Here is an 18,884-nt window from a genome sequence, read left to right as displayed (position 1 = left end):
TCACATTTACACGAATCGCACTTTTAGGGATTGTCTTGTACAATGAAACGAGAGGTGATGATGGATGAGACTTACGCAAACGTGTGACTACGCACTACGGACGTTAATGTATAGCGCCACGTTTTCACATCGGCTCGTCACGATTCAAGAAGTGGCGGATCAATATAACATCTCCAAAAACCATGTCATGAAAGTCGTCTACGACCTTGGCAAACATGGCTATTTGGAGTCGGTGCGTGGTCGCGGCGGTGGATTCCGTCTCGCGCGCCCGATGGAAGACATCAACGTAGGCGAGGTCGTTCGGTCGATGGAACCGCTCGAGCTCGTAGAGTGCTTCGGGGAAGGCCGATGCGTGATCGCGCCGGCCTGTGACTTACGAAGTGTGTTGAATGAGGCCATGCTGGCGTTCTTTCATGTCCTCGATCGTTACACGATTGCGGACCTCGTCGCTAATCGAACGAACGAACTCGCGATGCTATTGGGCATACAAAACCCGACGGACTGAAAAGTTCGTCGGGTTTTTGGTTACAGCGGCTTCAACTTCGCTTCGATGTCAATTCGTCTCGACTCAAGGAACGGAGGCAATGCCAAGCGTTCTCCGAGCGTTTCAATGGATTCGTCCGTTGCGAATCCTGGTTCGTCCGTCGCCAGTTCCACTAAGATTCCACTCGGTTCACGGAAGTAAATCGACTGGAAATAGTAGCGGTCAATAAGACCAGAGTGACTGATCCCACGCGCGTCAAGTTTCTCGATCCAATTCGCCATATCGTCTGTCTTTTCCACTCGAATCGCCACATGATGCACACTTCCCCGCCCTGGTCGCTCCGATGGCAAATCCGGTCGATCGACGAGATGAATCTCTGTCGCTACTCCACCTTCTCCCGTTTCAAAAACACGCACATCGTGACCATCCCGTTCAAACGTCGTCACATATCGATAGCCAAGTATTTCAGTCAATACCCGTGCCGTCTTTTCGATCCGTCGTACCGTCCACTCACTGAATCCGAGACCGAAGATACCGACATCTGTTGGCACAGGACCTTTTTTCCAAGGTGTCCCACTCCCACCTTCCACAAGACAGAGACGTTGCCCCTCATGATCTTCGAACGAAAGAGTTGCCCTTCCTAAAACCGACTCGATTTCTCCGTAAGATACATCAAACGTGTCAAAACGCTCTTGCCAGTACGTGAGCGCCCCATCCGGCACCCTGAGCGCTGTCCGGGAGATACTGTTCGACCCTCGATACGTCTGTCCGAGAAACGGTAACTCAAAGAACGTCAAATCGGTTCCGGGTGTCCCCGTCTCGTCTGCATAGAACAAGTGATACATCGATGGGTCATCCTGGTTTACCGTCTTTTTGACGAGCCGCACCCCTAGTACTTCCGTGTAGAATCGTAAGTTCTTCTTGGCATCCCCGGTCATCGCTGACACGTGATGTTGTCCACTAATCACCTTCACCATCCATCTCCCCTTTCGACTATATCGTTATTGTATCATCTCCAAATAAGTAAAGTCTTCTTTACATTATGTAAAGTTTGTTTTACACTAGTGGTAGAAACTAGAAATGAGGTGGCACGATGCCATTAGTCAACCGCGTGAAAGAACTGCGTGCCCGGCACCAGTTAACCCAAGGCGACCTTGCCGAACAGGTCGGTGTGACGAGACAGACGATCATCTCGCTCGAGAAAGGCAGCTACACGCCATCACTCATGCTGGCGATGCACATCGCACGCGTGTTCAAGGAACCGGTCGAATCTATATTTACAATCGAGGAGGAAACAAAATGAAACACGTCGTCGTTCAGTCAATTTCCAGTATCATCTTGTATGTCCTGATGGCTTTTCTATTCAGCTCGTTTTTGTCTGATGTTTCGAAGACCGTCATCGAGTCTGACCGATTCTTAGTTGAATTTAATCTACTTCCACTGCTATTACTCATTGTTTTTGGAATTGTTTGGACAGTCTATTCGTTTAACACCCGCCCGAATAAACAGTTGAGCTTTGCCCAATGGTCTGTCCGGATGACCGAGTTCAGTGAGGTCGATGAGCGTGAACAAATCATCACAGCGAAAGCGACAAAAGCTGCATACGTCTCGTTCGGCATTTCCGTTCCTATTTTCATGGGATCGTTTATGTTCTATCCGTTGTTTGAAGATACACTCCCCGCCTATCCAATTTATGCACTCGCCTCAACGCTCATCATTGCGACACTCGTCTATATGACGACCTGGATTCGCGGCTATCAACATTAAGGAATTCATCACGAATTCCTTTTTTTGTGTCCATTTTTCATCGATTCGGACATCATGATTGCCAATTCTATTACACAGTGCTTATATATAACTAAATGGTTATATAAAGAATGTAAGGAGTCTTGCTTCGTGAAAACTGTCGATTTGACGATTGGAAACGTGCAACGTGTCATTCTGGCTCTCGCCCTTCCGCTCGTCGGTAGCTCATTATTACAGTTTACGTATAGTCTCGTCGACATGTTTTGGGTCGGTGCGCTCGGGAGCGATGCTGTGGCAAGTATCGGTGCGGCCAGTTTTTATATCATGCTCGGCCAGGCGATTCAATCGTTGATTGTCGTTGGCGCCGGCATCAAAGTATCACAAGCTGTCGGGAGACGTGACCTCGATCTGGTTCAGCGCTATGTCCGGGCCGGCAGGCGTCTGAATCTAACACTCGGTCTTTCGTACATCACATTGCTGATTTTATTCGGTCATACCTTCATCGGCTTTTTGAATATGGGCGCCCCCGACGTGGAGCAGCTTGCGTACGAATATTTATTCGTCAGCGCTCCAATGCTCATCTTCTCTTTCTTTAATCTGTTGTTTGCTCGTCTATTCAGTGCATATGGCAATACGACAACAGCGATGCGTATCAATGCGACAGGTGTCATCCTCAATATGATTCTCTCCCCGATTTTCATTTATCCATTCCAACTCGGTGTGATCGGGGCTGCTCTTGCGACACTTGTCGCCAACGTCATCATGTTCGGATTGTTTTGGCACCGCGCTCGTACATTGTTCAGTTGGGATGAAGTCGTTCAGCCGACTCGAGCTGATTATGTAGAGGTGTTTCGTCTTGGTTTTCCGATGGCAACCCAACGTATTTTGTTCACGGTAATCAGTATTTTTCTTGCCCGCATGATCGGTTCGTATGGGACAGAAGCGATTGCGGCACAGCGCATCGGACTCCAAATCGAGTCGATTGCCTACATGATGATTGGTGGCTTGAACGGAGCAATGGCTAGCTACACCGGACAAAACCTCGGGGCACGAAAAGTAGATCGTGTGTATGAAGGTTACCGCGTAACGACCCGACTCGGGATGATCTATACGGGATTCATCATGTTGGTATTTTTAATCGTTCCGGATTTGCTCATTGGTCTATTCGTCGATGACATTCGAACCATCGAGATTGGGGCGAGTTACTTACGAATTATTGGCATTTCGCTCGTCTTCTCATCGATTGAAATGATTGGAAACGGATACTTCTCAGGACTCGGATTACCGAAAATCCCTGCGACCATCTCGATTATTTTCACAGTGGCCCGTATCCCGCTCGCATTTGTTCTTGAGCCTTATCTCGGAATCGATGCCATCTGGTGGAGTATCGCCATTTCAAGTATCACGAAAGGACTTGTCTCCGCCCTCTTTGTCCGATTAACGAAAAAGGAAGTGATTTCCCTTGCAGAAGCAGTTTAATCAACTACCCCACCAGCTCATCACGAGTGGAAAATTTGCCATCGAGCGAGAAATGTTACGGGTCACGTCAGACGGCACACTCGCTGTTACGAAGCATCCAAAAGCACTCGGTCATAAAGCGACACATCCATATATCACGACTGACTTCTCGGAAAGTCAAATCGAGCTCATCACCCCGACATTTCCGACAATCGAGGCGGCACATGACTTTTTAGAAACGCTATACGACATCACGGCGCTAAACATAGGCGACGAACGCCTGTGGCCACAATCTATGCCATGCGCATTGCCGGAAGGTGGCACGATTCCACTCGCTGATTTTGGTGTGACTGGACTCGAAGCTAGCCGTTACCGGGAGCATTTGCTCCACAAGTATGGGGCGAAAAAACAACTCATTTCCGGAATCCATTTCAACTTTTCGTTTTCCGATGAGATGTTATCCGCACTGTACGAAGGATCCCCTGAACAATATCGACACTTCAAAGATCAGCTTTACTTAAAGTTGATTCGTCAATATTTACGGATGCGTTGGCTCATCGTCTATTTGTTCGGTGCTACACCAGCCGTTCATGTGAGTTATGAAGAACAATGTGTCAGTCAGATGCAAGCACTCCACGAAGATACTTTTTCAAATAAACAAGCATTGTCATATCGGAATAGCGACTGTGGGTATACGAATGTTGAACCGCTTTATCCAAATTATGCGACACTCTCAAGTTATATAGACGACGTAAGACGGTTCATTGCCAAAGGCGAGATTGCCAATCCGAACGAACTTTACTCCCCCATCCGATTGAAAACATCGAAAGGTGGTAACGATTTAAATCAACTCGAAGCACACGGCATCGATTATATCGAAATTCGCAATATTGATTTGAATCCGTTTGAAAAGACCGGAATTGCGCGTTCGGATTTACGGTTCCTTCATCTGTTTTTGCTGTACTTGACCTTTACTGAGGAGACACCTTATTTCGATTGGCAAGCTGAAACGTACAATAATCAACAACGTGTCGCCAAAGAAGGCATGTCTCCTACAAGCATATTGACTCGAGATGGTCACGCCATACCTTTACACACGTACGCAACAGAACTTTTCGATGCCATCGATGCGTTCAACACACACCATGGCCTCGGCTTCGAAGATGTCTTTCCCGCTGTACGCGAAAAAATTGATCACGTGGACCGGACGTACGCTTCCCGATTAAAGACGATTATGACCGAGACAGGCTATCACGCATGGTCCCTAGCCCAAGCAGAACATTTTTATGAGGACGCCTATGCAAATCGTTTTCGCATCCACGGTTATGCCGACCTGGAACTGTCTACTCAAATCTTAATGAAATCCGCAATTAAACGTGGTTATCGTGTCGACGTCATCGATCGTTCCGACCAGTTCATTCGGATTCGAAACGGCAAACACGAAGAATACGTCAAACAGGCAACGAAAACATCAAAAGACAATTATGTTTCCGTCTTAATGATGGAGAATAAAACGGTGACGAAGTTTGTACTCACCGAACACGGCATTCGTGTCCCTGAAGGGGTAGAACTTCAAGAGGAATCGGATTTATCTCAGGCATGGCATTCATTTTCAAAACACCCCATCGTCTTAAAACCAAAGTCCACAAACTTCGGAGTCGGTATTCACATTTTTAAAGACGGAGCGACGTATGAGGAAGCACTCTCTGCATTTCAGTATGCGAAAACGTTTGACGATGTCGTTTTACTAGAGACATTCTTACCTGGAAAAGAGTATCGCTTCCTCGTCATCGGAGAGGAAGTCGCGGGCATCCTCCATCGTGTCCCGGCGAACGTCACTGGAGATGGCACCTCTTCCATTCGTCAACTCGTTGCGACAAAAAATGAAGACCCGTTACGCGGAAAAGGATACAAGACACCACTCGAGAAAATTGAAATCGATGACATCGTCATTTCCTTTTTACGTGCACAAGATATGACACCTGACAGTATCCCCGCTGTCGGTGAGCGTGTCTTCTTGCGCGAAAACTCTAATATCAGTACAGGTGGCGACAGTATCGACTACACAGACCAAATTCCTGACGTCTATAAACGCATTGCTGTCGATGCCGCTAAGTCAGTCGGGGCAACCATCTGTGGTGTCGATATGATGATTCCATCTCTTAATGATGAGCATATTGAATACGGCATCATCGAACTGAATTTTAATCCCGCCATTCATATCCATGCGTTCCCCTATGAGGGAAAAGAACGATTGATTGGTGAGATACTACTTGATTTATTGTTTAAATATTGAGTATTCCTGTTTCGGAATATTCCTAATTGGGAATATTCGAAATAAGAGGACGGTGACGAAAAAATGGAAGAGAGATTGGCTTCTTTGTTTCATGCGTTAGCCGACCCGAACCGGTTGCGGATGATCGAATTGTTACGGAAACAAGAGTGGACGGTCGGAATGATGGCAAATCAGCTTGGGATTAGTCAACCGCAGACATCGAAGCATTTGCGAATTCTATACGACGCAGGTCTCGTCACGGTAACCATTGATGCCAATCGAAGACGCTACGCACTCAAGTCTCAAGCACTCAAACCGTTGGATGCTTGGCGGACCTATATGGCTCGGGAAACAGAGCGACTCGATCGATTGGAGACGTTTTTAGCGGAGTCACAACGAGAGGAGAATGGATCATGAGTACGGTCAAATCACATGTAGAGGGCACGACATTGATCATGGAACGTCTGTTCAAGGCACCACGTCAACTTGTATTTGAAGCATTCTCGACACCCGCACATTTAGAAAAATGGTGGGGACCGTCTGGATGGGAGACGAAAGTATACAGCTTCGACTTCAAACCAGATGGAATTTGGCATTATTGCATGACTTGTGTCGACAAAGATCAAGGTGACTTTTACGGTATGGAGTCATGGGGAAAATCGACCTTTATCGACATCGACCCTTACTCACGAATCGTCTATACGGATGCGTTCTCGGATGCGGACGGACACGTCAACCCGGACTTGCCTGTCATGACGATTACGAATGAATTTCTCGATACATCGGAAGGCACGTTATTCATTAGCCGCTCCGAATTCCCGAATGAAGAGGCTCTCCGACAAGTCGTCGAGATGGGCGCTGTCGAAGGGTTCACCTCTCAACTCGATCGTCTTGAAGCGATTGTGACGCAGTAACGGAAAAGGCACCGTCCTCGTAATAGAGGCGGTGCCTGATTGCGTTCAAAACAAGAAGTAGCTCACGACGAGGATTAGTGAAAAGATGAAGACCATCCCAATTGCCAAGGCAATGAGACTCATCTTCGCAGATTTGAATTGTTGCGTGTTAATCGTATGCACTTTTTTCAAATAGGAACGGGTTCCTACAAGAATTGTACTGATGCCAAACAAAATCGATAACATTCCGATTGCTGAGATCAATTGATGTTCTGCACCACTCAAATTCTCGCTTCGATAATAATGAAAGTTCGTCACTAAGAAACCGATCCCAATTACGGTAATCGCAGTACGAATCCATGCGAGGAACGTCCGCTCGTTCGCTAGGTGCTGCTGGATATATTGTGAATCGATTGTTTTTTCTACTTCTAACTTCATACCTTCAGTCATCCTTCCATTTCAATCAAATGATTTTTCAAGGCGTATTGCACCAATTCGTGTCGGTGCTTCATCTGCAGTTTGTTCATAATCCGAGCTTTATGATTCTCTACTGTTTTGGGACTGATTCCTAATTTTTCTCCGATTTCATTATGGCTATATCCTAAAGTCGACAACCGCACGATTTCTAGTTCCCGGCGTGTCAATAACGGATGATTGTTCTTTTGAAGGACAATCCTCTCCATCTGTTCCTCGGTCAACGAAGTGGCGTAATATCGTTTTCCTTCAAATACGCTCTCAATTCCCTCAGATAGCTGAGATGGATCGCTATTTTTCGACATATAACCTAGTACCCCTAGTTCAAGAGCGCGTTTGATATAAATCTCTTCATCGTGCATCGTCAGTAAGATGATTTTTGCGGAAGGCACTTCCTCAGCGAGCGCTTGAACCGTCAAAAAACCATCCAACCCGTTCGGCATCGTAATATCAAGTAAAACGACGTCTGGACTGGTTCGAATCGCTTCTTGTATCGCTGCCGCTCCTTCCCCCGCTTCACTGACTACACGAATTCGCTCATTCGAACGAAACATCAGTTTCAATCCGCGACGAACCAGTTCATGGTCATCGACGATCAATACATCAATCGGTTTCATCATGACCTCGCTCTCTCGGAATCGACACTAAAATTTCAGTCCCGTGTCCGATCACCGAAACGATCTGAAACAAACCTTCTATTGTTTTTGCTCTCTCTTCCATGTGACGTAGCCCTAACCCTTTCGAAACTTCGCGAGAATCAAAGCCAATCCCATCATCCCAGAATAACAATTCGATTCGTCCATCATGCTCCGTGATTCGACAATCTATATGTGTCGGGTTCGCATATTTCATCGCGTTCACAAGTGCCTCTTGAACAATCCGATATACATTAATCTCAACAAGAGCGTCACATCGTGTCTTTAGTCGGAAGTCCGTATGAAATGCGACGTTCGGATACCGAGTGGCAAAACTATCAAATAACACGTGTAGTGCAGATTCCAGTCCAAATTGATCAAGTTCGACTGGTCTCAACTGTTTTGAATAATTTCTTACGTGATCCATTAGAAGACTCACTTCAGAAATGACAGAACTCAAATATTCTTTTTTATCGGGATCAACGACGTCTGATTGCAGTGAATTCAAGGCAAGCGTAATACTAAACAGCGATTGCCCGACCCCATCATGTAACTCTTGAGCCAATCGTTCATGCTCCTCTTCTCTCGCCCGAATCAATTCCCGAACCATTTGTTCTCTCAAAATATGCGCTTCCCTGCGTTTTCGTTCTGTGAAATCTCGTAAGACGAGCAGATAGTATGTCGCACCGGTTGTCGGATCATTTAAGATGCGTGCCGTGTTCATCTCGACATCAACCATGTTCCCAGAGTATGTCGGCATCTCCGAGGTGAAATATGGGGAACGTTCATGTTCAATCAAATAGCAACGTTCTTCGCCAATGTTCACGTTTCTCTTCTGACAAAAAGAACAATAAGGAACCGGTTCACCGATTTGCCATCCCGTCAATTGTTCGGCCGATTGATTCATCGAGATGATGGTTCGGTCATGGTCCATCACAATCACACCGTCTTTGAGTACGTCTAATATTTGATGTTCAAAGTCACGTAGTGTCAACGTTACCCCCTCCGCACTCTTTCAGTTCTTATATCCATAATACCCCTATGGGTAAACAAACCCAAATGATGCACTTCATTCCCTCATGAAAAAAGACGCGCCTCGAGGCACGTCTAATTTATTGAAAACTCTATTCATCATGATTCATTCATGTTTAACGTTTGATTGTCCGTTCGTTTAGTACATCAACAGTCGCTTGAACGTATTTAAGGCCGTGTTGAACTGATGGTTCTTTAATCCAACGCATGAGTGAAAATAGGGTGATGTGGCGGTCATCCTGTTCGACACGTTGTTGTACTTCTGTCCACATTTCTCGTGTCCATTCAGCCTTCTCTTTCGCTGGCACGGCATACTCTTCGATCCGTTGCTCAATTAATGCTTTTGTTTGTTCATCGTGGTATACATCTTGAACAAACGAGAACATGGACTCAAGTTGATTCGTCACCTGTAGTAACATCGGCAACTTTTCGGTCAGTTTTATAGCCGCTTCCAGCGTTTCGATTTGGATATTGGAATTGTCGATGGCCGCGTCAACTTTCTCTTTTACCGATTCATCTTTCATCGTTGCCATACCAAAATCAACAGCATCCTCTAAACGGCGGAGAGACTGTTCAATTTTGGGCAAACGATCGATCAGTGCAATCAGTGCTTGTTCAACGTCAGGTCTTGTCAGTACGGTCTCGACCGTTTGTTCTTCAAATGCAGAACGTTCCATTACGATCTCTCCTTTCTCACATCGTCCCTTTCAACATGCCGTTCCAGTACATAATCGGTAAAAAGTCTTTTTTCAAAATGTACATGCTTCGTCTTTCTTTTGCTTGATTGAACGGCATCGATTCTTGTGGAACTTTATCATAATCAAACTCTGCTAGAATCAATGAACCATATCCCGTGACAATCGGACACGAAGAATAACCGTCATAAGAAGCAATCGGCAAATGGCCATACATTGCATCCAGTACATTTTGGACAACGACAGGTGCCTGTTTTCGAATCGCTGCACCTGTCTTCGATGTCGGTAAGTTCGTACAGTCACCTAACCCGAACACATTTTTAAATTGTTTATGTTGAAGTGTATATTTGTCGACATCGACCCAACCACCGGAGTCTGCCAATGAACTATTTCGAACAAAAGCTGGAGCTTGCATCGGTGGTGTGACATGAATCATGTCATAACTCATCTCGAACGATTCACCTGAATCTAAGTTTTCAAAAATCGCAATTTTTTCATCTGCTTTTATTTCCGTCAGATTTACCCGGAAATGCGTTTCAATCTGTTTTCGTTCAAGTACAATTTCTAATGCATCACGATACTTCGCAACATCAAAAATGGCAGGATTGGCTGAACCGAAGACCACTCGACTCGAATCTCGAATCCCTTTCTTCGCTAAATACTCTTCAGCTAGATACATGATTTTTTGAGGGGCACCCCCACATTTCACTGGAGTGGCTGGATGTGTGAACAATGCAGTTCCTCCTGTAAACTTCTCGAGTGTATCCCACGTGTAGTCAACGTGTTCGTATGAGTAGTTACTGCAGACCCCTTTTGTTCCAAGCGATTCTTTTAATCCTTTGATGCGTCCCCAGTCAATTTCAATCCCTGGTGACACGATGAGAAAATCATATTGAATCTTTCCGTGACTTGACGTTTCGACTTGATTGTTTTCAGGATCAAATGTCGTTACATGATCTTGTAACCACTTCGCCCCATCAGGGATGAGAGAATCCATCGGGCGGGCTGACTCTTCTTTCTTCACGATACCTGCTCCGACTAGCGTCCATAACGGTTGATAATAATGGGTAGTGGCAGGATCAATCAGTAGAATCTCATCTTTCAAATGATGCTTCTCTCGAAGCAATCTTGCCGCTACACTGATTCCCCCAGTTCCCGCACCGATAATGACAATACGATAATGCATACGCATCCTATACAGCCCCTTCCGTTTCATCACGCGTTATTTTTTGACAAATAAGTGAACTACTCTACAAATCAAGCATATTTGAAAGCGTATACATTTGATATAGGGGAAGTCCCTCAATTTCCGTCCACACTGTTGATATATGTTGTATAACACACTGGTTTATTGAAAAGTCTGTTTACGCTCTCCTCTTTCCGAAGTGACTTTAATCACTTTGGAAAGCGAGATTTATCTCAATATAAAAAAGCCTTGAAGATCAACGCTCTTCAAGGCTTTACGCTCATTCAGCATGGAATTGTCTAAATACATCATCAAGTTGATTGGAATTAATCTCAAGATAGACATCACCAATACTGATTTCTGTCGAACAGTACCCTTCTTTTTCAACGAGATAACCGGTGATGCCAATCCCCGTTTTTTCTTGGATTCCTGCAATCCGCTCACCTACTTCCTCCTTTGCCCCATGGAAGTGAAGATGGAACATATTTGTGACCGGGATGTGTGGTGTCGTCCACACGCCATCGAGTTCATTGAAGCGCGCTGCCAATCGGACGGCCTCGTCTCGATACTCGGCCATCTTGTCTTTCCGCAACTCATAATAATAATCCGAAGAAAGGATGTATGGATATAAGCTGATCAAGTCACCGCCATAGCGACGCTTCCATACTTTCGACGTGTCGCAAAATGCCTTCGGTCCAGCAAGGATGGCCCCGGCAATACCACCGATTCCTTTATAGAATGAGACGTACACGCTATCGAAGAGCGCACAAATCTCAGATGCTTCCTTCTCGTAATACGGTAATGATTCGAACAGTCGTGCCCCGTCTAGATGTAGATAAATCCCTTTGTCGCGACAATGCTCGCTAATCGCTTCGAGCTCTTCGAACGTCGGCAGCTCTCCACCGATTTCGCGTTGTGGCAGTTCAAGCAACAGACACGCGATGTCTGGCAACGCTTGAATCTCTTCGAGTGTCATCAATCGATTTTCGTCCCCGACCAAGATCGGTTCGATGTGATGTAACTCTTTCAAGCCATCCTGTTCGTGAATCTCGAGATGACAGAGCGGATGATATGCGACCGTCTTCTTCCCTGTTTCATCACACCAAATGCGTAAGGCAATCTGTTGTGCCATCGTTCCGCTCGGGAAGAATACCGCCGATTCTTTCCCGAGAATGTGCGCCATCTTCTCTTCGAACTGGCGAATCGTTTTCCCCTGTCCATACTGGTCACTCGGCTCATCTTCACGCACCTGTTCAAACGCGCGTTTCAACACCCCGACTTCTCGTTTCCCGTGACCGCTCAACTGAACATCTGTCTGACGATATGTGTCTGCCAATCGTTCCATCCTTTACCCTCCTCAACAAATAAACTCCCTGTCAGTATAACAGGGAGCCGTCTTTTCAGTCGCGAATGCGGACGATGAGTTTACCGCGCACTTTTCGCGTTTGTAGTTTTTCGAGACCTTCTTTCAATTGGTCGAACGACAACACTTCTGTCACGAGGTCGTTCAGTTCACCAGCATCGAGCAAATTCATCAACTCTTCGGCCATATACGCCAAGTTGCGAATCGCATGTTCGTCCTCGCTCGCATGCGCCGCCCCGAGCGCCACCTCGTGAATCGAAGGCGAAAGAGTGAAGCCTTTCATGTTCGTCATATCTGGTGGACCGGCGATATAGGCGAGGTGTCCGCTGAACGCGAGACGATCGAGGTCAGCCGTCGCGACGTCACGACCGACCGTGTTCAAAATCAAGTCGGCACCGCGACCATCCGTCTCTTCCATGATTCGTGCCGTCACGTCCTCGACGTTATAGTCGATGACTACGTCCGCCCCGAGTGACTCTACCCACTCAAAGTTTTCAGGAGATGCCGTCGTGAACACCTTCAGACCGAGGCGCTTCGCGAGTTGAATCGCAAAACCGCCGACACCGCCCGCACCGGCGTGCACAAGAATCGTTTCTTTATCCCGCGTGTTCAACTTCTGCATGACCGCTTCATACGCTGTCATTCCCGCGCACAGGATCGAGGCCGCTGCCTCGTCACTTACACCTTGTGGGACGACTGCACACGCCCGGGCATCGACGACCGTATACTCAGCGAATCCTCCATATTTCGAAAGATTCGTATGCACGGCTACACGTGACCCCGTAATGATGTTGGCGATACTCGAACCGACCTCGACGACTTCTCCGACGAGGTCGACTCCGAGAATGTGTGGATATGACCAATTCGGATTTCCGTTTGATCCGACTTTATAGTCGACCGGGTTCAAGGCGACCGCTTCGACACGAATCAACAGTTCTCCGGCTCCAGGTGTCGGACGCTCGATTTCTCCAATATGCAGATGATCTAGACCGGGTTGGTCGAGTAGCCATGCTTTCATGTTTAGTAAGCTCCTTCCGAATACGTCAGTTCGTATGAGTGTGAGTAAATTTCGACGAGGTTACCGAATGGGTCTTCGCAGTACACCATGCGATATGGTTTCTCGCCTGGGTAGTATTCGCGAATCGGCATCCGTTGTTTCCCGCCGTGAGCGACAATCTTCTCGACGAGCCCTTCGATGTCAGGGTCTTGTACACAATAGTGGAAGATCCCTGTCTTCCAAAACTCGAAGTTGTCTTCTGGTGTCTCGTTGTTCGGGAATTCGAACAACTCGATCCCGATTCCATCTCCCGTTGACATATGGGCGATTCGGAATTTACCCCATCCCGGTCCGAAGACGTCGGTACACATCACGCCGATTGGCGAATCATCTTCGACGACGTCTGACGGTGTCATGATCGTATACCACCCCATCACGTCCTCATAAAATTTAACAGCCTCGGTTACGTTCGGCACAGAAAGACCGATGTGTGAAAATGTTCTTGGATACGTCATGTTTCATCTACTCCTTTTTGTTTGCTCAATTTAGCGGATAACGATAAGATACTGTCATTGAAGCAAGAAAAAAAGTACGCACATTGAAGTAACTACCCGAAAGTGAGGCTCCTTGAACATGACCACATCGTTCCCTGTCAACCGCGCACTTGAGATTATCGGCGGCAAATGGCGCCCCCAAGTGTACTGCACGCTTCAAGATGGACCGCTTCGTTTTTCTGATATTCAACGAGCGATTCCGGACGTCAGCCGAAAAGTGTTGACCGACCAATTGCGCGAGCTCGAGCAGCTCGGCATGGTTCGCCGTGTCGACTACTCGACCGAGAAGCACCTGCACGTCGAATATTCATTGACCGAAGACGCCCTCGGACTGCAACCCGCCATGAATGCCCTTTGTTCATGGGGAGAGTGCCACGACAATCAATAATCCCGAGCCACATGGCCCGGGATTATTTTTATGAAGCAAATAAACTGATTAAATTCCCATCGGCATCGTACAGGATGGCGTAACGTTGACCCCAGAACGCATCCCATGGGGCTTTGTGTGACGCATATCCTTTTTCGAGAACCGTGTCATATAATCGATCAAGCGACTCACGGCTCTCACATAAGAAGGCGAGCTCAATCCGATGCCCGTCTGCCTGTTTCCATTCCCCGTATACCGATTCGGCAACTTCCACCGTATCAAACGCGAGACGAACGCCCCCCTCATCGATTTCCACATGCGCTTCCCCATTCATCGCTTCCGGAATCTCAAACCCGAGCGCACGATAAAAGTCGAGCGACCGCTTCATATCCGTCACGACGATCCCGACCATGTCCAACTTGACTGCCATCACGTTCCCTCCCCTTATTTTCATGATACGATTTGAGTGTAGCACGACCACTTCGATCAGAGACGAGGAATTTTTATGAGCCATACGTTTCATCCACTCACACAAGAGCAAGCCGAACTGATTGCCTTCGAATGGCGCTATGAAGGCGACTATGCATTTTACAATATGGACGCCGACGAGGAAGACCTCGCCTTATTTTTAGATGCGGATGAACGGGGAGAGACGACGTTCGCCATCCTTGATGACGATGAACTGATCGGCTTCGTCACATTGCAGTTCGAATCAACGGACACCATTTCCATCGGTCTAGGGATGCGCCCTGATCTGACAGGAAACCGGAATGGCAACCGATTTCTCACATCGATTCTAGATTGGATAGAGGTGACATATAAACCTTGTACGATTCAATTGGCCGTCGCCACGTTCAACAAACGGGCCATTCGATTATACGAGTCGCTCGGTTTTATTCCACAGGAAACGTTCATGCAGGAGACGAATGGCGGGGTGTATCCCTTTCTCTCGATGAAACGCCTACAAAAATCCCCTCCGAACATCTGAGGTTCGGAGGGGATTTATATACGATCTATCTAAAATCAGTGTTTGACCGCTGTCGGCTTCGATGAGAACCAGCCCCATGTCGCAATCCCAACCATGACCGACCAGAAGAAGATCGTCCAAGCCGTCGAGTGAACAAATCCATCTGGGAGTCCCATGAATTCGAACGGTGTACCGGCAATCAATTCTTTGAATCCCGGATGTTCGAGTACGAGAACTGTCAACTTGACCCCGACCCAGCCGACGATGATGAAAGCAGCCGTTTCAAGTGTCGGACGTTGATGAAGCAACTTGACGAAAATACGTGCCGCAAATCGCATCAAGACGACCCCGATGAGACCACCTGTCAAGACGACGAAGAACTGACCTGAGTCAATCCCACCAATCTCACCGAGACCGAGTGGCGGCAAGCTGACCGCAAGCGCGACCGCTGCCAAAATCGAATCGACCGCAAAGGCGATATCCGCAAACTCGACTTTCGCGACAGTGAGCCAAAACTCTTTCTTCGATACCGGCTTTTCTGTGACAGCCGTCTCTTCTTTCGCTTCGGCCGCCAACTCCTGTTGCGGCTCCACCTTTCTCGCCTTATAGGTCATATACAGGTGTCGCGCACTCATCCCGATTAAGTAAAGTGCACCGAGTGCCTGTACTTGCCATACGTTGATCAAGAATGAGATTAAGAACAATGCGATAAACCGGAAGACGAACGCCCCTAAGAGTCCGTAGAACAATGCCTTCTTCTGCTCTGTACGCGGCAAGTGTTTGACCATGACGGCCAAGACGAGCGCGTTGTCTGCAGATAACAAACCTTCCAAACCGACGAGTACGACGACGATCCAGGCATACTGCAGGACTAACTGCCAATCCATAAAAACATCTCCTTTTTTCTTTCAATTCCTTCATATTTAATAGTGATCTATTTTTTAAGTTCACAGGACCATTTTATTCCCGTTCATAACGTAAATCAATCCTCTTTCTTCAATATCTGAAGGATTTTTTCCGATTGCATATTGAAAACATGTTATGAGAGCAAAATCATACCCGTTCAGCCATCATTTCGTGATAAAATCCTAACAAGAACGAGTGGTCCTTTGAACCGCTCTAAAAAAGGAGAATCCGATTATGTCTACAAGCCATGTCGCTTTACCTACAAAAGCAGAACGACATAAATTGTTCGGGTCGGTCCCACCGATTAAAGGAACAAAGCCGACCGAGAAAGAACAGATGGTCGATTTACAAAATACACCGAAAAACTTCTTATTCGCCCTCGACAGTGTCGGCATCTCAAACGTGAAGCACCCTGTGAACGTCGAGACGCCGGACGGGGTCCAGTCGACGGTCGCTACATTCGAATTGACGACATCGCTCGTTCAAGACCGTAAAGGGATCAACATGTCCCGCTTGACGGAACAGCTCGACGCGTACCATCAACAAGGATGGACGGTATCGAACCGTTCGTTGATCGAGTTCGCACAGGAGCTTGCGGAGCGTATGGAACAGACGGAAGGCCAATTGACAATCCGTTACCCATGGTTCTTTACGCGCAAAGCACCAGCAACTGGACTTAGCGGTTTGATGAACGCGGACGTCATGCACCGTGTGACGTACAACCTTGAAACGGGCGTCGCAAACGTGACGGTCGGTCTCGTTATCAACGTCACGACGCTTTGCCCATGTTCAAAAGAAATCAGTGAGTATAGCGCTCATAACCAACGTGGTTACATCACGATCGAAGCCGGTCTTGATGAGACGTCGATGGACGGATTCGACTGGCGTGCAGCCCTTCTCGATGCGGCAGAGTCGAACGCCTCGGCACCACTTCACCCGGTCCTCAAACGTCCGGATGAAAAACGTGCGACTGAAATCGCATACGAAAACCCACGTTTCGTCGAGGACATGGTCCGCTTGATTGCGGCTGACTTGTACGAGATGAAACAAGTCGTGAACTTCTTCGTCGAATGCCGTAACGAAGAGTCGATTCACCAACATGACGCGATCGCATCAATCACATTTGATAAGCGCCAAGACGCATAAAAAATGCGGAACCTCTTTTTAATAGAGGTTCCGCATTTTTTATAGACTTGTCACGAGTTCAATCGTCAACAAGATGATGATGAGCATCACCCATACTGCCCAGACGAGTCGCCATTTCTCCCAGTCAAATCGCTTCATCACCGCATAGACCGTAAAATAAAGTGCGATGAGAAGAGGTACGACGACCCAAGGATTTTCTAACATCACGCTTCGATGTCGCCGTCCCAAGCGAGCATGCCGCCGTCGACATTAATCACTTTATAACCTTGTGACTCTAGGTAATCACATGCTGTTTGACTCCGTCCACCTGAACGACAAATGACGTGATAGACGTTATCTTGCGCCAATTTTTCTGTCACATGTGGGAATTCAGATAGTGGATAGAGCGGTACGTTCGGGATATGCCCTGCATCATATTCATCTTGTTCGCGCACATCGATGATATGGAGAGACTCCCCGTTCTCTAACTTTCCTCGTAATTCCGTCGCATGAATGCTTTGCATACATAGCTCCCCTTTCAATAATGGATTCCTCTTATAGTTTACCTCAGCTACTATTCAAAAAAACACAAAAAAAGCACCCTTCTAAGAAGAAGGATGCCAAAAACTTACGCTTCGTTGCGCTCGTCGATCGCTTGTGCTGCTGTGATGAGTGTCAATTTGTAGACGTCCTCTTCGTTACAGCCACGTGATAAGTCGTTTACTGGTTTGTTGAGACCTTGAAGGATCGGACCGATCGCTTCGAATCCACCGAAACGTTGAACCATTTTGTAACCAATGTTTCCTGCTTCAAGACTTGGGAAGACGAATACGTTCGCATTACCAGCCACATCAGAACCTGGTGCTTTCTTCGCCGCTACGCTAGGGACGAATGCCGCATCAAATTGAAGTTCTCCGTCGATTGGAAGGTTCGGTGATTTTTCTTTCGCAAGGCGTGTCGCTTCCACGACTTTCTCTGTTTCAGGTGACTTCGCAGAACCTTTCGTTGAGAAGCTAAGAAGCGCGACTTGTGGGTCGATGCCGAACGTCTTCGCTGTCGCTGCCGACAAGAACGCGTTCTCTGCTAAATCCGCTGCGTCTGGTGCGATGTTGATTGCACAGTCTGAGAAGACGTACTGCTCATCGTCACGTACCATGATGAACACACCTGACGTCTTTTTAATGCCTGGTTGCATTTTGATGATTTGAAGTGCCGGACGTACCGTATCAGCCGTCGCGTGCATCGCGCCTGAGACAAGACCTTCTGCTTTTCCTGTATGAACGAGCATCGTTCCGAAGTAGTTCACATCCGATGTGAGGAGCTCACGAGCTTGTTCAGCCGTCGCTTTTCCTTTGCGACGCTCAACGAATGATTCGACGAGGACATCGATGTCTTCGTATGTCGCTGGGTCGTATTGTGTCAAACCTGAGATGTCGAAACCGTGCTTCGCAGCAACCGCTTCGATGTCTGTTTTTGCACCGACGACGATCGGCTCAACCATACCGTCCGCTTTCAAACGAACAGCGGCTCCAAGAACACGCTCATCGACGCCTTCTGGGAAGACGATGGTCGGACGAACCGGGCTGACTTTTTGCTTCAACGTTTCAAATAATTTCATAACGAATGAACCCCTTTTTCTCAATTTACAGCATGACGACGAATGGTCTTGCCGTTGACTTGTGTCTTTACGCGATTTCAATTATACACAGTACCCTTTTTAAAATAAA

24 protein-coding genes are annotated in these 18,884 nt (G+C 47.2%); 10 read left to right on the top strand and 14 right to left on the bottom strand.

Annotated elements, in window-relative coordinates; all coding sequences use genetic code 11:
• Positions 1-64: 64 nt before the first annotated feature.
• On the top strand, positions 65-505 hold the full coding sequence (locus KNO85_RS00920; RefSeq protein ID WP_214786131.1) for an RrF2 family transcriptional regulator: 441 nt from the start codon (positions 65-67) through the stop codon (positions 503-505).
• Between the two features lie 20 nt (positions 506-525).
• Here KNO85_RS00920 and KNO85_RS00915 read toward each other — a convergent pair whose 3' ends face one another.
• The gene (locus KNO85_RS00915; protein WP_251130555.1) at positions 526-1,461 is read right to left on the bottom strand and encodes a ring-cleaving dioxygenase; all 936 of its coding nucleotides are present in this window, start codon (positions 1,459-1,461) and stop codon (positions 526-528) included.
• A 116-nt stretch (positions 1,462-1,577) separates the two neighbouring features.
• On the opposite strand from KNO85_RS00915, the gene KNO85_RS00910 reads away from it, so the two are divergent.
• From KNO85_RS00910 to KNO85_RS00885, 6 genes are all read left to right on the top strand, one after another.
• Positions 1,578-1,787 (top strand): helix-turn-helix transcriptional regulator, encoded by a 210-nt coding sequence (locus KNO85_RS00910; protein WP_214786129.1) that lies wholly within the window; start codon positions 1,578-1,580, stop codon positions 1,785-1,787.
• Positions 1,784-2,251 carry a hypothetical protein gene (locus KNO85_RS00905; RefSeq protein ID WP_214786127.1) on the top strand — a complete coding sequence of 156 codons (468 nt, stop codon included), beginning with the start codon at positions 1,784-1,786 and terminating at the stop codon, positions 2,249-2,251. Before KNO85_RS00910 ends, KNO85_RS00905 begins: the two co-directional genes overlap by 4 nt.
• A gap of 129 nt (positions 2,252-2,380) precedes the next feature.
• A complete protein-coding gene (locus KNO85_RS00900) occupies positions 2,381-3,709 on the top strand; it encodes an MATE family efflux transporter (RefSeq protein ID WP_214786125.1) in 1,329 nt (442 codons plus the stop codon).
• A complete protein-coding gene (gene gshAB / locus KNO85_RS00895; RefSeq protein WP_214786123.1) occupies positions 3,693-5,984 on the top strand; it encodes a bifunctional glutamate--cysteine ligase GshA/glutathione synthetase GshB in 2,292 nt (763 codons plus the stop codon). The genes KNO85_RS00900 and gshAB overlap by 17 nt, the downstream gene beginning before the upstream one ends.
• 63 nt (positions 5,985-6,047) lie before the next feature.
• A complete protein-coding gene (locus tag KNO85_RS00890; RefSeq protein WP_214786121.1) occupies positions 6,048-6,380 on the top strand; it encodes an ArsR/SmtB family transcription factor in 333 nt (110 codons plus the stop codon).
• Positions 6,377-6,877, top strand: coding sequence for an SRPBCC family protein (locus tag KNO85_RS00885; RefSeq protein ID WP_214786119.1), 501 nt, complete (start codon positions 6,377-6,379; stop codon positions 6,875-6,877). The genes KNO85_RS00890 and KNO85_RS00885 overlap by 4 nt, the downstream gene beginning before the upstream one ends.
• 45 nt (positions 6,878-6,922) lie before the next feature.
• Here the strand turns inward: KNO85_RS00885 and KNO85_RS00880 are convergent, their stop codons facing one another.
• The 8 genes from KNO85_RS00880 to KNO85_RS00845 form a co-directional block, all read right to left on the bottom strand.
• Positions 6,923-7,294, bottom strand: a complete 372-nt coding sequence (locus KNO85_RS00880; protein WP_034770829.1) for a YidH family protein — start codon at positions 7,292-7,294, stop codon at positions 6,923-6,925.
• A gap of 8 nt (positions 7,295-7,302) precedes the next feature.
• Positions 7,303-7,950, bottom strand: coding sequence for a response regulator (locus tag KNO85_RS00875; protein ID WP_251130554.1), 648 nt, complete (start codon positions 7,948-7,950; stop codon positions 7,303-7,305).
• Positions 7,934-8,959, bottom strand: coding sequence for a PAS domain-containing sensor histidine kinase (locus tag KNO85_RS00870; protein WP_214786117.1), 1,026 nt, complete (start codon positions 8,957-8,959; stop codon positions 7,934-7,936). Before KNO85_RS00870 ends, KNO85_RS00875 begins: the two co-directional genes overlap by 17 nt.
• 154 nt (positions 8,960-9,113) lie before the next feature.
• Entirely contained in the window at positions 9,114-9,674 is a 561-nt protein-coding gene (locus KNO85_RS00865; protein WP_214786115.1) for a hypothetical protein, read from the bottom strand.
• Between the two features lie 16 nt (positions 9,675-9,690).
• Positions 9,691-10,884: an NAD(P)/FAD-dependent oxidoreductase gene (locus tag KNO85_RS00860; RefSeq protein WP_214786113.1), complete on the bottom strand. Its 1,194-nt coding sequence runs from the start codon at positions 10,882-10,884 to the stop codon at positions 9,691-9,693.
• Positions 10,885-11,158: 274 nt separating this feature from the next.
• On the bottom strand, positions 11,159-12,223 hold the full coding sequence (locus KNO85_RS00855) for a threonine aldolase family protein (RefSeq protein WP_214786111.1): 1,065 nt from the start codon (positions 12,221-12,223) through the stop codon (positions 11,159-11,161).
• A 55-nt stretch (positions 12,224-12,278) separates the two neighbouring features.
• Entirely contained in the window at positions 12,279-13,259 is a 981-nt protein-coding gene (locus KNO85_RS00850; RefSeq protein ID WP_214786110.1) for a zinc-binding dehydrogenase, read from the bottom strand.
• A 2-nt stretch (positions 13,260-13,261) separates the two neighbouring features.
• Positions 13,262-13,753 carry a lactoylglutathione lyase family protein gene (locus KNO85_RS00845; protein WP_214786108.1) on the bottom strand — a complete coding sequence of 164 codons (492 nt, stop codon included), beginning with the start codon at positions 13,751-13,753 and terminating at the stop codon, positions 13,262-13,264.
• A 118-nt stretch (positions 13,754-13,871) separates the two neighbouring features.
• Between KNO85_RS00845 and KNO85_RS00840 the strand changes: the two genes are divergently transcribed.
• Positions 13,872-14,180 carry a winged helix-turn-helix transcriptional regulator gene (locus KNO85_RS00840; protein ID WP_026824988.1) on the top strand — a complete coding sequence of 103 codons (309 nt, stop codon included), beginning with the start codon at positions 13,872-13,874 and terminating at the stop codon, positions 14,178-14,180.
• A 28-nt stretch (positions 14,181-14,208) separates the two neighbouring features.
• Here KNO85_RS00840 and KNO85_RS00835 read toward each other — a convergent pair whose 3' ends face one another.
• Complete coding sequence (locus KNO85_RS00835) at positions 14,209-14,589, bottom strand: VOC family protein (RefSeq protein WP_214786105.1); 381 nt, start codon at positions 14,587-14,589, stop codon at positions 14,209-14,211.
• Positions 14,590-14,664: 75 nt separating this feature from the next.
• Here KNO85_RS00835 and KNO85_RS00830 point away from each other — a divergent pair, with 75 nt between their 5' ends.
• Positions 14,665-15,147, top strand: coding sequence for a GNAT family N-acetyltransferase (locus tag KNO85_RS00830; protein ID WP_214786103.1), 483 nt, complete (start codon positions 14,665-14,667; stop codon positions 15,145-15,147).
• A gap of 35 nt (positions 15,148-15,182) precedes the next feature.
• Here KNO85_RS00830 and KNO85_RS00825 read toward each other — a convergent pair whose 3' ends face one another.
• Positions 15,183-16,013: a TerC family protein gene (locus tag KNO85_RS00825; protein ID WP_214786101.1), complete on the bottom strand. Its 831-nt coding sequence runs from the start codon at positions 16,011-16,013 to the stop codon at positions 15,183-15,185.
• Between the two features lie 253 nt (positions 16,014-16,266).
• Here KNO85_RS00825 and folE2 point away from each other — a divergent pair, with 253 nt between their 5' ends.
• Entirely contained in the window at positions 16,267-17,178 is a 912-nt protein-coding gene (gene folE2 / locus KNO85_RS00820; RefSeq protein ID WP_214786099.1) for a GTP cyclohydrolase FolE2, read from the top strand.
• A 39-nt stretch (positions 17,179-17,217) separates the two neighbouring features.
• On the opposite strand, the gene KNO85_RS00815 is transcribed toward folE2, so the two are convergent.
• From KNO85_RS00815 to pta, 3 genes are all read right to left on the bottom strand, one after another.
• On the bottom strand, positions 17,218-17,385 hold the full coding sequence (locus tag KNO85_RS00815) for a hypothetical protein (protein ID WP_214789894.1): 168 nt from the start codon (positions 17,383-17,385) through the stop codon (positions 17,218-17,220).
• Positions 17,382-17,681, bottom strand: a complete 300-nt coding sequence (locus tag KNO85_RS00810) for a rhodanese-like domain-containing protein (protein ID WP_214786097.1) — start codon at positions 17,679-17,681, stop codon at positions 17,382-17,384. Before KNO85_RS00810 ends, KNO85_RS00815 begins: the two co-directional genes overlap by 4 nt.
• 104 nt (positions 17,682-17,785) lie before the next feature.
• Positions 17,786-18,775, bottom strand: a complete 990-nt coding sequence (pta, locus tag KNO85_RS00805) for a phosphate acetyltransferase (RefSeq protein ID WP_214786095.1) — start codon at positions 18,773-18,775, stop codon at positions 17,786-17,788.
• Positions 18,776-18,884 lie beyond the last annotated feature (109 nt).

This window comes from Exiguobacterium sp. s124 (assembly GCF_018617485.1).
Taxonomy (GTDB): domain Bacteria; phylum Bacillota; class Bacilli; order Exiguobacteriales; family Exiguobacteriaceae; genus Exiguobacterium; species Exiguobacterium aestuarii.
This window is presented reverse-complemented; position numbering and strand designations above follow the sequence as displayed.

Excerpts from the sequence above, each read along its gene's own strand:
- KNO85_RS00860 (WP_214786113.1), bottom strand. The coding sequence starts at position 10,884 with ATGCGTATGCATTATCGTATTGTCATTATCGGTGCGGGAACTGGGGGA.
- KNO85_RS00890 (WP_214786121.1), top strand. The coding sequence starts at position 6,048 with ATGGAAGAGAGATTGGCTTCTTTGTTTCATGCGTTAGCCGACCCGAAC.
- KNO85_RS00840 (WP_026824988.1), top strand. The coding sequence starts at position 13,872 with ATGACCACATCGTTCCCTGTCAACCGCGCACTTGAGATTATCGGCGGC.
- KNO85_RS00905 (WP_214786127.1), top strand. The coding sequence starts at position 1,784 with ATGAAACACGTCGTCGTTCAGTCAATTTCCAGTATCATCTTGTATGTC.
- KNO85_RS00915 (WP_251130555.1), bottom strand. The coding sequence starts at position 1,461 with ATGGTGAAGGTGATTAGTGGACAACATCACGTGTCAGCGATGACCGGG.
- KNO85_RS00880 (WP_034770829.1), bottom strand. The coding sequence starts at position 7,294 with ATGAAGTTAGAAGTAGAAAAAACAATCGATTCACAATATATCCAGCAG.
- KNO85_RS00825 (WP_214786101.1), bottom strand. The coding sequence starts at position 16,013 with ATGGATTGGCAGTTAGTCCTGCAGTATGCCTGGATCGTCGTCGTACTC.
- KNO85_RS00885 (WP_214786119.1), top strand. The coding sequence starts at position 6,377 with ATGAGTACGGTCAAATCACATGTAGAGGGCACGACATTGATCATGGAA.
- KNO85_RS00910 (WP_214786129.1), top strand. The coding sequence starts at position 1,578 with ATGCCATTAGTCAACCGCGTGAAAGAACTGCGTGCCCGGCACCAGTTA.
- KNO85_RS00810 (WP_214786097.1), bottom strand. The coding sequence starts at position 17,681 with ATGCAAAGCATTCATGCGACGGAATTACGAGGAAAGTTAGAGAACGGG.
- KNO85_RS00865 (WP_214786115.1), bottom strand. The coding sequence starts at position 9,674 with ATGGAACGTTCTGCATTTGAAGAACAAACGGTCGAGACCGTACTGACA.
- KNO85_RS00830 (WP_214786103.1), top strand. The coding sequence starts at position 14,665 with ATGAGCCATACGTTTCATCCACTCACACAAGAGCAAGCCGAACTGATT.
- KNO85_RS00835 (WP_214786105.1), bottom strand. The coding sequence starts at position 14,589 with ATGGCAGTCAAGTTGGACATGGTCGGGATCGTCGTGACGGATATGAAG.
- KNO85_RS00855 (WP_214786111.1), bottom strand. The coding sequence starts at position 12,223 with ATGGAACGATTGGCAGACACATATCGTCAGACAGATGTTCAGTTGAGC.
- folE2 (WP_214786099.1), top strand. The coding sequence starts at position 16,267 with ATGTCTACAAGCCATGTCGCTTTACCTACAAAAGCAGAACGACATAAA.
- KNO85_RS00845 (WP_214786108.1), bottom strand. The coding sequence starts at position 13,753 with ATGACGTATCCAAGAACATTTTCACACATCGGTCTTTCTGTGCCGAAC.
- pta (WP_214786095.1), bottom strand. The coding sequence starts at position 18,775 with ATGAAATTATTTGAAACGTTGAAGCAAAAAGTCAGCCCGGTTCGTCCG.
- KNO85_RS00875 (WP_251130554.1), bottom strand. The coding sequence starts at position 7,950 with ATGATGAAACCGATTGATGTATTGATCGTCGATGACCATGAACTGGTT.
- KNO85_RS00920 (WP_214786131.1), top strand. The coding sequence starts at position 65 with ATGAGACTTACGCAAACGTGTGACTACGCACTACGGACGTTAATGTAT.
- KNO85_RS00850 (WP_214786110.1), bottom strand. The coding sequence starts at position 13,259 with ATGAAAGCATGGCTACTCGACCAACCCGGTCTAGATCATCTGCATATT.